The sequence below is a fragment of the Tistrella arctica genome, assembly GCF_039630945.1.
Classification (GTDB): Bacteria; Pseudomonadota; Alphaproteobacteria; order Tistrellales; family Tistrellaceae; genus Tistrella; species Tistrella bauzanensis.
In genome coordinates, this window is sequence record NZ_JBBKTV010000006.1 from 292,067 (window position 1) to 303,992 (window position 11,926).

The 11,926-nt window shown below is 68.5% G+C and carries 12 protein-coding genes; 6 read left to right on the forward strand and 6 right to left on the reverse strand.

What is annotated here, in order from left to right; translation table 11 throughout:
- Positions 1-25 precede the first annotated feature (25 nt).
- Together WG924_RS15355 and WG924_RS15360 are read right to left on the reverse strand one after the other, a co-directional pair.
- Entirely contained in the window at positions 26-214 is a 189-nt protein-coding gene (locus tag WG924_RS15355; RefSeq protein ID WP_345933927.1) for a hypothetical protein, read from the reverse strand.
- A 116-nt stretch (positions 215-330) separates the two neighbouring features.
- Positions 331-2,430 carry a methyl-accepting chemotaxis protein gene (locus WG924_RS15360; RefSeq protein ID WP_345933928.1) on the reverse strand — a complete coding sequence of 700 codons (2,100 nt, stop codon included), beginning with the start codon at positions 2,428-2,430 and terminating at the stop codon, positions 331-333.
- Between the two features lie 207 nt (positions 2,431-2,637).
- Here WG924_RS15360 and WG924_RS15365 point away from each other — a divergent pair, with 207 nt between their 5' ends.
- The gene (locus tag WG924_RS15365) at positions 2,638-2,955 is read left to right on the forward strand and encodes a hypothetical protein (protein ID WP_345933930.1); all 318 of its coding nucleotides are present in this window, start codon (positions 2,638-2,640) and stop codon (positions 2,953-2,955) included.
- The gene (locus WG924_RS15370) at positions 2,952-3,866 is read left to right on the forward strand and encodes a DMT family transporter (protein ID WP_345933931.1); all 915 of its coding nucleotides are present in this window, start codon (positions 2,952-2,954) and stop codon (positions 3,864-3,866) included. The genes WG924_RS15365 and WG924_RS15370 overlap by 4 nt, the downstream gene beginning before the upstream one ends.
- A gap of 49 nt (positions 3,867-3,915) precedes the next feature.
- On the opposite strand, the gene WG924_RS15375 is transcribed toward WG924_RS15370, so the two are convergent.
- Both WG924_RS15375 and WG924_RS15380 read right to left on the reverse strand, forming a co-directional pair.
- A complete protein-coding gene (locus WG924_RS15375) occupies positions 3,916-5,493 on the reverse strand; it encodes a class I adenylate-forming enzyme family protein (RefSeq protein WP_345933932.1) in 1,578 nt (525 codons plus the stop codon).
- Positions 5,493-6,662 (reverse strand): acyl-CoA dehydrogenase family protein, encoded by a 1,170-nt coding sequence (locus WG924_RS15380; protein ID WP_345933934.1) that lies wholly within the window; start codon positions 6,660-6,662, stop codon positions 5,493-5,495. Before WG924_RS15380 ends, WG924_RS15375 begins: the two co-directional genes overlap by 1 nt.
- 385 nt (positions 6,663-7,047) lie before the next feature.
- Here WG924_RS15380 and WG924_RS15385 point away from each other — a divergent pair, with 385 nt between their 5' ends.
- Positions 7,048-8,751 carry a methyl-accepting chemotaxis protein gene (locus tag WG924_RS15385; protein ID WP_345933935.1) on the forward strand — a complete coding sequence of 568 codons (1,704 nt, stop codon included), beginning with the start codon at positions 7,048-7,050 and terminating at the stop codon, positions 8,749-8,751.
- 38 nt (positions 8,752-8,789) lie between these two features.
- On the opposite strand, the gene WG924_RS15390 is transcribed toward WG924_RS15385, so the two are convergent.
- Positions 8,790-9,239, reverse strand: coding sequence for a DUF1810 domain-containing protein (locus WG924_RS15390; RefSeq protein WP_345933936.1), 450 nt, complete (start codon positions 9,237-9,239; stop codon positions 8,790-8,792).
- Between the two features lie 86 nt (positions 9,240-9,325).
- Here WG924_RS15390 and WG924_RS15395 point away from each other — a divergent pair, with 86 nt between their 5' ends.
- Positions 9,326-9,553: an AbrB/MazE/SpoVT family DNA-binding domain-containing protein gene (locus WG924_RS15395; protein ID WP_345933937.1), complete on the forward strand. Its 228-nt coding sequence runs from the start codon at positions 9,326-9,328 to the stop codon at positions 9,551-9,553.
- 161 nt (positions 9,554-9,714) lie between these two features.
- A complete protein-coding gene (locus WG924_RS15400) occupies positions 9,715-10,554 on the forward strand; it encodes an AraC family transcriptional regulator (RefSeq protein WP_345933938.1) in 840 nt (279 codons plus the stop codon).
- Here WG924_RS15400 and WG924_RS15405 read toward each other — a convergent pair.
- Positions 10,485-11,039, reverse strand: a complete 555-nt coding sequence (locus WG924_RS15405) for a winged helix-turn-helix transcriptional regulator (RefSeq protein ID WP_345933941.1) — start codon at positions 11,037-11,039, stop codon at positions 10,485-10,487. The genes WG924_RS15400 and WG924_RS15405 overlap by 70 nt on opposite strands.
- A 106-nt stretch (positions 11,040-11,145) precedes the next feature.
- Here WG924_RS15405 and WG924_RS15410 point away from each other — a divergent pair, with 106 nt between their 5' ends.
- Complete coding sequence (locus tag WG924_RS15410; RefSeq protein WP_345933944.1) at positions 11,146-11,919, forward strand: SDR family NAD(P)-dependent oxidoreductase; 774 nt, start codon at positions 11,146-11,148, stop codon at positions 11,917-11,919.
- Positions 11,920-11,926 lie beyond the last annotated feature (7 nt).

Sequence of the window (11,926 nt, forward strand, 5' to 3'; positions counted from 1 at the left end):
CAGCCGCGGCCGGGAAACCGGATGGTCAGGCGGTGCCTGTCAGATTTTGCCGGCGCAAAATGGGCGCGCCGGTCCCGGCCTCCGCAGAGACCGGGCGGCAAATTCGGGCAATCGATACCGATACCGATACGCGTGAGGCGATATCAGGGCGACAGGTCATGGCGGCACGAGCCGGCATCCGGGCGCGGAAGGACGTGTGGATATCGGTGATCATGACGGCCCTCCTTCTCCCTGATGGCGCGCATCGACCGGATGTCGCGCGATGAAACGAACCGGGCAAGCCTGCGGGATGGCGGGCTTGCCCGTCAACAGTTTTGATCCCGCCGCAGGTCAGCGGGCGCGGATCCCGGCCAGAACGTCCTGCACCGCCCGGTCGAGCTGGTCGATGGTGTTGGTCAGGGCATCCGTGCCGCCCAGCACGGCATCGGCGGCATCACCGGTGCGATCGGCGGCGCGGCCGACCTCGCTTGCCCGTTCCGAGACCCGGTCGGTGGCGGTGGCGGCTTCCTGAACATTGCGGGCGATCTCGGCGGTGGCCGCACTCTGCTGCTCGATCGCCGATGCGATGGTCAGGGCGATCTCGTGCATCTCGCGGATGCTGACGGTCACCCGGTCGATGGCGGACCCCATATCGGCGGCGGCGCCCTCGATCTCGCCCAACTGGCCGGAAATATTCGCGGTCGCCCGCGCGGTCTGGTCGGCCAGCGCCTTCACCTCCGACGCCACCACCGCGAAGCCCTTGCCGGCTTCGCCGGCGCGTGCCGCCTCGATGGTGGCATTCAGGGCCAGAAGATTGGTCTGGCCGGCAATGTCGCCGATCAGCGACACCACCTGACCGATCACCCGCCCGGTCTCGGCCAGCCGTTTCGCCTGGCCGTCGGCGGTGGCGGCTTCGTCCACCGCCCGGTCGGCGGCACCACGCGCGCGGGCGACCTGACTGCCGATTTCGCCGATCGACGCGGTCAATTGCTCGGCCGCCGCCGACACGGTCTGGACATTGGCGGCGGCCGCGCGGGATTCCCGATCCACCGCCCGGGCACCGTCGATCGAACTGGCCGACATCTGGCCCATCTCACCCGATGTGTCACGCATGCGACCAGCCGCAGCCACCAGATCACGCAGCATCCGGCCGGTATCCTGCTCGAAGGCATCGGCGATACGCTGGCGCTCGGCGGCAAGCTCGGCCTCGTGCTGCGCATGGCGACGCTCCGCCTCGGCATCCATCTCGTCGGCCCGTGCCAGCCCGTCGCGGAACACCACCACGGCCCGGGCCATGGCACCGATCTCGTCGCCACGCGCTGTCGCCGGAACTTCGACCCGCCGGTCACCATCGGCCAGCCGGCCCATAACCCCGGTCAGGCCCCGGATCGGCCGCGCCACCGCATGCCCCATCCAGAACAGCGCCAGCCCGGCCGCGGTCACGATCGCCATCAGGCCGATCAGAAGCCGTTGCTCCACCGCCCAGGCCTCGGCGAAGACCGCGGCCTCGGGTACGGTCACCAGCACGGTCCAGCGCGCGGCGGTGCCATCCCGATCGTGTTCGCCCAGATCCACCGGCAATGCCCGGACCATCACCGGTCCGGCAGGGCCCGCGACCGCGGCGCCATCCAGCCGGCGCTCGACCGGCCCGTCGCTCGCGGCCGTCAAGATCTCGCGAAGCGCCGGCTCCGTGGCCGGACCGCCCCGGCGTGCGTCATCGGGATGCACCACCCAGATGCCATCGGCCGACAGAAGGGTCACCTGCCCGGCACCGAAGGGCTGTGCCGCGCCGATCCGTGCCTGAAGATCATCCAGCCCCAGATCGACAGTGGCCACCCCCACCGCCCGGCCGTCCTTGAACACCGGCGCCGCGGCGGTGGTCATCAGCACCGCGCGCCCGGCCACCGGATAGAGATAGGGTTCGGTCACCAGGCTGCGCCCGGCCCGCATCGGCGCGCCGTACCAGGCATCAGCCGCCTCGTCCATGATCAGCGGCTCCACCGCGACCCCGCCCTCGGCCGTGCGCGACATATAGGGCACGAACCGGCCATCGGCATCGCCAAGCGGGGTGCCCTTGAAATCGGCATCGCGGCCGTCGGGCAGGCCCGGCTGCCAGCCCAGCCCGCCACCGACGATGCCCGCTTCCGCCGCGATCACACCATGCAGGGCCGCCGCCAGCGCCGCGCGATCGGTGATGCCGGCGGCGACCATACCCGTCTGGCCGGCGGCCATGGTCTCGGCCAGGGCGACCGCCCGGCCGATCTCGGCCGTCACCACCGCCGCCTGTCGGGCGGCGGTCTCGGCCAGGATATGGCCGGCGCTGCGTTCCGCCGCCGCCTCTTGTGTGCGCAGCACATAGCCGGCCGCGATGCCGAAGCCGGCGATCAGGATCCCGCTCCCCAGAACCAGAATCCGCACCCGCAGCGATTTGAATATGCCCCGTCCAGCCATCTCGACCTCCACGCCCCATCCATGTGTCCGCTCTATCACACGGGCGGTGACGCGCCGATGACAGCCGCGCGGCGGTTTCGATGCACAGGAACCGCTCCCCCCGAATACGGCTGCGTCTCACCCCCAGAAATCCTGGATGGACCGGCGGCGGTGGATCGGCGAGGCTGACGGCATGCCCCCGCCAGACTTGCCCGGACCCCGCCCCCGATGCCCGATACCGCCCCCCTTCCCTATACCGCCCCTCGGCCCGACCAGCCCGCGCCGCCCCGCCATGGCCGTGCGTGCCTCATCCGGCCGTTGACCGATACCGATGCCCCGCCGCTGATCGACCGGATCACCGGGGCAGCCGGCGCAGCCGGCGCCAGACGTCTGATGCTGTGGACGGATACCCGCTTCACCCAGGCCCATGCCTTCTATGAGGCGCTGGGCTTCCTCCGGGCGCCCGGCACCCGCGCGCTCGACGATATCAGCCGGTCGGTGGAATACCGGTATGACCTGCCGCTCTCTCCGGCAGGGCAGTCATGACCGCCGCTGCCGACGGCCCCACCGGAACCGTGCGCGATCAGCGCGCCGTCGCGGCGATGCTGCTGGCGGTGGCGATGCTGTCGTCGATGGACGTGGTGATGAAGCTGCTGGGTGGCAGCCATGGTGTCGGCCAGATGGTGCTGATGAAGTCGCTGGCGTCCCTGCCCTGGATCGCCGTCTGGTGGCTGATCAGGCCGCAAGCCGCCGTGTGGCGGGTGCGCCGGCCCGCGATCCATCTGTTGCGCGGGGTCTTGCTGGCCATCGCCGGCTTCGGCTTCTTCCACGCCTTCACCCTGCTGCCGCTGGCCGAAGCCTATGCGATCCTGTTCACGGCGCCGATCGCGGCGGTGCTGCTGGCCTGGGGGCTGATGGGTGAACGGCCGGGGCGCGGCACCGGCATCGCCCTGGCGGCGGGCTTCGCCGGGGTGCTGGTGGTGGCGGCGCCGGGGTTGATGGTCCAGGGGCTTGACGGCCCGGCGCTGGGCTATCTGTCCGCCGCAATCGGCACGATCGGCTATGCCGGCATGGTGGTCACCACCCGCACCCTGGCGCCCTCGGAAGGGCTTGGGGCGCTGTCGCTCAGCGCCAATCTGGTGGCGGGGCTGGTGGCCCTGCCCTTCGCCCTGATCGACTGGTCGCCGCTCTCAGCGCTGCAGACTGGTGGCTATCTGCTGGTCTCAGGGCTCAGCGTTGCCGGAATCGGGCTGATTTCCTGGGCTCTGTCGCGGGTGGAGGTCCACCGCGTGGCCCCGCTGGAATACACCGCCTTCGCCTGGGCGCTGGCCTATGACTGGCTGGTCTGGCGGGTGACGCCACAGGCGACCTCGCTGGCCGGCGCGGCCCTGATCGTCGCCGCCTGTCTGTGGCTGGAACACCGCCGCGCCATCGAGGCACGCCGGCGGCGGGGTTGATGGTGCAGGGTTGATGGTGCGGGGTTGATGGTCACCATCAACCCCACCATCAATGCCGGACAGCCTGCATCTTCAACTGCGCCTTCAGCACCTTGCCTGTGGCCGTGGCCGGCAGCATGTCCAGGATCACGAACTCGGCCGGGCGCTTATAGGGCGCCAGCCGGTCCGCCACCCAGGCCGTCAGATCCTGCGCCGTCAACCGGCGGCCGGGCACCGGCTGCACGAAGGCCACCACCTCTTCATTGCCGGGCACGCTGCGCCCGACCACGGCCGATTGCGCCACATCCGGATGGGCGTTCAGCACCGCTTCCACCTCGGGCGGATAGACGTTGAAGCCGGAGCGGATGATCAGCTCCTTCGACCGGCCGGCGATATAGATCAACCCCCGCTCGATGCGTGCCAGATCGCCGGTATCGAACCAGCCGCCCGGCCGCATCACCTCGGCGGTCAGGTCAGGGGCGCGGTAATAGCCCTTCATCACACCGACACTGCGCACCCACAGCCGGCCGACCGCGCCGTCGGGCAGGTCGCGGTCCTGATCGTCGACCACCTTCACCGCCATGCCCGGCAGGGCCCGGCCGACCGTGTCGTCGGTGGCCGGCTCATGCGGTGTGGTCTGCGATACGGCCGATGTGGTCTCGGTCAGGCCATAGCCGTTATGCAGGGCGGTGCCCATCAGGCGTTCGGCGGCGGCCTTCACGGCAGGGTCCAGCGGCGATCCGCCGGCCGAGCAATAGCGCAGCCGTGGCCGGGCAATGCGATCGATGCCGCGCGATTTCAGCACCGCCAGCATCCGCTGATACATGGCGGGCACGCCCTGAAACATGGTGACGCCTTCATCGGCCAGGGCCGCGAACACGGCATCCGGGTCGAAGCGCGGCGCCAGACGCAGAGTGGCTGCCCGCATCAGCGAGCCGGTCATCACCGATGACAGGCCGAAGATATGCGACATCGGCAGCACCGCGTAGACCACGTCATCGGCGGTGATGTGCCGGCCCCGGCCCGAGGTTTCGGCCACCCGCAGCAGATTGGCATGGGTGATCATGACACCCTTGGGCGCGCCGGTGGTGCCGGTGGTATAGACCAGCGCCGCCACCTGCGCCGCCGGGTCGTCCTCCACCGGCTCGGGCACCACAGTCTCTGCCAGCGGCGACAGCATCGCCATGCCGAACACGCCCAGATCCACTGGCGCGGCGCCGGCACGATCGGCATGGGCCCGCGCCTCGGCCGAGACCGCCGTGGTGTACAGGATGCGGCGGGCGCCGGCATGGTCGGCAATCCGGTCCACTTCCGCCGCGGTCAGCCTCGCGTTCAGCGGGATCGCCCAGACATCGCGCCGGCTGGCGGCCAGCAACGCCCCGATCAGCGCCGGGGCGTTCTCGCACACGATCAGCAGCCGGTCGCCGGGGCGGATGCCCCAGGCATCGAAGTGCTTCGCCAGCTCGGCGCTGCCCGTCATCATGGCGCTGAAGCTGATACGCCCGCCGTCGTGAATGATCGCGGGCTTATGGGGATGGGCCGCCGCCGCCGCCGCCATCACCTCATGCAGGCGCCGATAGCGGCTGATGTCGCCGACATGATCCTGGAAGGCCGGTGGCTGGGGGGCCGTCGTGATGGTGGTCGACATCACGCCTTCGCCTCCCGGATCATGTTGCGGGCGATCACGATCTGCTGGATCTGGCTGGTGCCCTCATACAGCCGGAACAGCCGGACATCGCGATAAAACCGCTCGACCCCGTAATCGGCGATATAGCCGGCGCCGCCCAGGATCTGCACCGCCCGGTCCGCCACCCGGCCGACCATTTCCGATGCGAACAGCTTGGCGCAGGATGCCAGCATGTTCACATCCTCGCCGGCATCGCGCCTGCGGGCGGCGTCCTCCACCATGCAGCGCGCGGCATAGGCCTCGGTGCGGCTGTCGGCGAGCATCGCCTGGATCAACTGGAATTCCGCGATCGGCTGGCCGAACTGGCGGCGGTCGATGGCATAGGCCAGCGCATCATGGATCAGCCGTTCGGCCACCCCCACGCACACGGCCGATATGTGCAGCCGGCCGCGGTCCAGCACCTTCATCGCGGTCTTGAAGCCCACGCCTTCAACCCCGCCGATGATCGCATCCGCCGGCACGCGGCAGTCTTCAAGGATGACATCGGCGGTATGGGCGCCGCGCTGGCCCATCTTGCGATCGGTCTTCGCCACCGTCAGCCCCGGCGTGCCCCGCTCGACGATGAAGGCCGAAATCCCGCCGGCGCCACGGATCTCAGGATTGGTGCGCGCCATGACCGTGAAGATGCCGGCTTCCGGCGCATTGGTGATGAAGCGCTTGGTGCCGTTCAGCACATAGCTGTCGCCGTCGCGGCGCGCCGAGGCGCGCAGGCTGCCCGCATCCGATCCGGCCTCGGGCTCGGTCAGGCAGAACGAGCCGATCACCTCGCCCGCCGCCAGCTTCGGCAACCACTGCGCCTTCTGTTCGGGCGTGCCGTCCATCACGATCCCCTGGGCGCCGATGCCGTTATTGGTGCCGATCAGCGACCGGAAGGCCGGTGAGGTCCAGCCCAGTTCGAAGGCCACCCGCACCTCTTCCGACATGGCGAGGCCCAGCCCGCCGAACTCTTCAGGAATCGACAGCCCGAACAGGCCCAGCTCCCGCATCTCGACCACAACCGACTGCGGGATCTCGTCGTCATCGGCGACCTGCTGTTCCAGCGGCACCAGCCGCTCGCGCACGAAGCGGCGCACCGTGCCGATCAACTGGTCCAGGGTCTCGGGGTCGAGGCCGGGGGTTTGGGCAACCATGCGGGCGTGTCCTCAAGCGGGGGGTGAATCCGGCCCGGTCCAGGCCGGGAGCGGTCCTGTGGTCGATGACGCCGATGACCGGCCGCGTCGCCCGCGGGCGGAGGGGGGTGCAGCCTGCCATCGGCTTCATCGCCGAAGACGATAGAGGGCGGATGGTGCGGTGGTCAAACTTGCGGAACTCACGTCCGCCGTGCGGAATATGCCTCCCCTCAAGTTACAATCGGGCTTATTATTGATTTCTTAACCCTGCTCTATTCCATCCCTGGGCAATCCGCCGCTATTTCATGTCGCATCAAGGTTGCGATTGACAATCCATGGCCAACAGCGATTTGCTCCGGATCTTGGTATTCCCCATCGCGCTCCGCATGACCCGAAGAAGGCACCGATGAATATTTTTGCCGCCACCAGCCTGCGCGTCCGATTGATCCTGGGCTTTTCTGCGGTTCTTGTTCTGCTGATGGCACTGACCGCCTTCAGTATCGTCCAGGTCAATGCGATCGACGAGACGCTGGACCGGATCAACACCCAGAACAGCGTCAAGCAACGCCACGCCATCAATTTTCGTGGCAGCGTCCATGACCGGGCGATTGCCGTCCGCGATCTGGTGCTGCTGACTGATGATACGGCGCTGCGCGCCGTTGAACAGGACATCCGGCGGCTCGAAACCTTTTATGCCGATGCGGCGCGCAAGCTGGACCAGATGATCGCCACCAGCACCGGCGTCACGCCCGAAGACCGGCAGATGCTGGCGGCGATCAAGGCGGTCGAGGCCCGGGTCATGCCGGTGGTGACCAGGATCATCACCACGCGACGCGGCGGCGATGTCGACACGGCCCGCCAGTTGCTGATCGAACAGGCCCGACCCGGCTTCGTCGAGTGGCTGGCCCGCATCAATCAGTTCATCGATCTTCAGGAAACCAAGAACCAGGTCGAGGGCCAGCGCGCCGGCGATGCCGCGCGGGGCTTTCAGTCGCTGATGCTGACCGCGGGCGCCCTGGCCGTGCTTCTGGGGCTGATCTTCGGGGCGTGGTGCATTGCCGCACTGCGGCCGCTCCGGCGCCTGACCCGTGCGGTTCTGGCGTTGAGCCGGGGCGACCTGACGGTCACCGTGCCGGCCGTCGCCAGCCGCGACGAGATCGGCGACATCACCGGCGCGGTCGAGGTGTTCAAGGCCAATGCGGTGGATGCCGCAGGCTTCCGGACGGCACAGGCGGCGGCGGAGCGCGAGGCCCAGGCCGCGAAGCGCCGCGAGATGGCGGCGCTGGCCCAGACATTCGAGGACCAGGTTCGCGGCGTCATCAACGGCCTTGCCAGATCGGCCACCGAGGTGCGTGCCTCGGCCCAGACGCTCAGCACCACGGCGATCGATACCGAACGCCGGGCGGGCGTGGTGGTCCAGGCCGCCGATCAGGCGACCGGCAATGTCGAGACCGTCGCCGCCGCGACCAACCAGCTCGCGGCCTCCAGCGCCGAGATCGGCCAGCGGATCGACGAAAGCGCCACCAAGGCGCGCCGGGCCGCCGATCAGGCCGACGGCACCAATGTCATCGTCGACGGGTTGCTGCAGAAGGCCGACCGCATCGGTGATGTCGTGAAACTGATTTCCACCATCGCCGCCCAGACCAATCTTCTGGCGCTGAACGCCACCATCGAGGCCGCGCGTGCCGGCGATGCCGGGCGCGGCTTTGCGGTGGTGGCCGGCGAGGTGAAGTCGCTCGCCGACCAGACCGCCCATGCCACCGGCGAGATCGCCGGCCAGATCGGCGACATCCAGACCACGACCCGCGAGGCGGTCGACGCCATTGAGGCGATCGCCCGCTCGATCCGCGAGGTCAACGACATCGCCGCCGCCATCGCCGCCGCGGTCGAGGAACAGAACGCCGCCCTGTCGGAAATCACCCGCAACATCAGTCAGGCATCCGCCGGCACCGGCGCGGTGTCGTCGGAAATCGGCGGTGTCAGTCAGGCGGCTGCAAAGACCGGCAGTGCCTCGACCGAGCTGCTTAAGGCGTCGGAAGGCCTGTCGCGTCAGGCAGAGGCGCTGACCACCCAGGTCGACCGCTTCCTGGCCGGCATCCGCACCGCCTGACCAGCGGCCCCGCTCACCCGGATAGCGGTCGGAGAGGATCATCCCTCGCCGATCGCGTCCAGGGTCAACGGGTCCATCACGCCACCGCACCAGCGATCCAGCGCCTGCCGGAACACCAGCCGGTCGCCATGGATAAGCGCGCCCGCATGGGCGAACAGCGTCATGCAGGAGCGGAACTTCAGATCATCGGGACTGCCGAAGATGGCATGCAGCGAGGGCGCATCCGCCGCCAGCACCGCCTGGGTTGCCGCCACCAGCCGCGCACCCAGCACCGGATCGGCCAGATAGGCGCGCGCCTCGCCCAGCCCGCTCAACCCGTATTGCCGCGCGGTCGGCGACCGGCCCAGCACCCGCAACTGCGGGAAGATGAACCACATCCAGTGCCGGCGTTTGCGCCCGCAGCGCAATTCCGCCAGCGCCTCGTCGAAGACCCCGGCCTGCGCGGCCTTGAAGCGGGCCAGATCGAAGGGATCGCCGGTGGTCGTCATCCGCCGTCTCCCCGATGGGCATCCTGCGAAAGCTTGCCTGAAGCTGAAGACGTTATGACATCTGTCATGACATACAGGAGACCCTCATGATCGAATTGAAGGTTTGCAAGTTTGGCAACGCTCTTGGGGTCGTGCTGCCCGAAGAGGTTATCGCGCGCCTGAACACGCAGGAGGGCGCACCTCTCTATCTGACTGAAGCGCCAGACGGCGGCTATCATCTTGTGCCCTATGATCCTGCGTTCGAGAAAAAAATCGCCACGACAGAAGACATCATGCACCGCTACCGCGACACCCTGCACCGTCTCGCAAAATGATGGCGCCGGCCCGGAACGCCCGGATCCGAGCGGCTGCGGCAAGCGCGATCAAACACCATCGCGGGTGATCCGGCCATCATCGCAGCCGGCGGGCCGCCGCGATCGGCGGGCCGCAATGAACGATGGGCTGATGGGCCGGCACGACGGGGAGACCGCCGCCGATGACACCGGTGGACAAAGCACTCTGGTTCATCGACGGCCATTTCGCCGAGCCGATCGATCTGGACCAGATCGCGGCGGTTGCCGGCGTCTCGCGGTTTCATCTCTGCCGGTGTTTCGCCGCCGCCACCGGCGGTACGGTCATGCGCCGGCTGCGACATGTCCGGCTGCACGCCGCGGCACGGATGCTGGCCGACGGCGCGCCCGATATCCTCACCGTCGCCATCGATTGCGGCTATGGCTCACATGCCGCCTTCACCCACGCCTTCCGCAACCATTTCGGCATCCCGCCCGAGCGGTTCCGCGCCGATGCCCGCCTCCGACCCTCGGCCATCTCGCTTCAGGAGCCCTATCCGATGCAGCCCGTCATCCTTGAAGACCTCGCCGCCCCGCGGATCGAAACCGCCGGCCCGCTGGTCATCGCCGGCCTGTCCGACAGTTACGACGCCGGCAATGTCGCCACGATCCCGGCGCTCTGGCAGCGCCTCATGCAGGACTATGGCTGCCTGCCTGGCCAGATCGGCGGGATCAGCTACGGCATCTGTTACAATGGCGACGGCCAGGGCCGGTTCGACTATCTGGCCGGGATGCCGGTCGAGAGCGCCCACGACCTGCCGGCGGGTCTTCAGACGATCTGCCTGCCCGCGCGCCGCTATCTGGTGTTCGCCTGGCCGGGGCACATCTCGCAGATCCGCAATGTCGTGCACACCATCTGGAACAAGGCCCTGCCCGAGCGCGGCATCACCCCCGCCGCCGCCCCGGATTTCGAGCGCTATCCCGAGAGCTTCGACGGCCGCACCGGTGATGGCGGCTTCGAGATCTGGATTCCGCTGCCGGATTGAGCCGGCAGCGCCCCGGCCGTTCCCCGGCCCGGGTCTTCAAGACCCGGGCCGGGGCGCACCTCGACCGCGCGCGCATCCAGCGCCTCGCCGCAGGCCTTGCAGGCAAGCACCGGCTCGATGTCGTGTCCGCATGTCCGGTGGCGGTGGAGCATCGGCGGGCCGGCATCACCCGCGTAATGCACATTGCCCCAGTGCACGATGCCCATGATCACCGGATACAGATCCAGACCCTTCCGGGTCAGCCGGTATTCATGACGCGGCGGCCGGTCCTGATAGGCCACGCGCCGCAGAACCCCTTCATCGACCAGGGTTTTCAGCCGGTCGGTGATGATGGTGCGCGAGATTCCAAGCCGCTCCTGGAACGCCTCGAACCGGCGCACGCCAAGAAAGCAGTCCCTGAGCAGCATCAATGTCCAGCGGTCGCCGATCACCGCCACGGTGCGCGCCACGGAACAGGGCTGGTCCTTGAGGTCATCCCATTTCATGACCGGCAGTCTTTCATTGACGGCGCCCGGATTCAAGGCGAAGTTCGTACAGAAACTGGACGAACACAAGAAGGCCCTATCCGGCCCCGCACAGGAGGACGCGCCCATGACCGCCCCAACCATCACACCACCCGATACCTCACCGCCGACAACGAAGGGCGCCTGCCTGGTCATCGGCGCAGGCGCAGGCGTCGGCAGCGCCATCGCCCGCGCTTTCGCCGCCGATGGTTATGACGTCTGCGTCACGCGGCGGGCGCGCAATCTGGATCAGGTGGAAACGCTGGCCGACGAGATCCGCGCCACCGGCGGCCGTGCCCACGCCTTCGGTGTCGACGCCCGGTCGGAAGACGAGATGGTGGCGCTGGTCGACCGGATCGAGGCCGAAGTCGGGCCGCTGGAGGTGGTGGTGTTCAACATCGGCGCCAATGTGAATTTCGGCATCCGCGAAACCACGGCCCGGGTCTTCACCAAGGTCTGGGAAATGGCCTGCTTCGCGGGCTTCCTGGCCGGGCGGGAAGCGGCACGGGTGATGGTGCCGCGCGGCCGTGGCACCATCCTGTTCACCGGCGCCACCGCCAGTGTCCGTGGTCGCGACGGCTTCGCCGCCTTCGCCGCCGCCAAGCATGGCCTGCGCGCCGTGGCGCAGAGCATGGCCCGCGAGCTGGGGCCGCTTGGGGTTCACGTCGGCCATGTGGTGGTCGACGGCTCGATCGACGGTGTCTTCACGCGTGAGATGCGGCCTGATGTCGAGGATCTTCTGGCCCGCGACCAGATCCTGAAGCCTGAAGACATCGCCCGCAATTATGTGTGGCTGCATCATCAGCCGCGGTCGGCCTGGACCCATGAACTGGATCTGCGCCCCTGGTCCGAAACCTGGTGAGGAGACA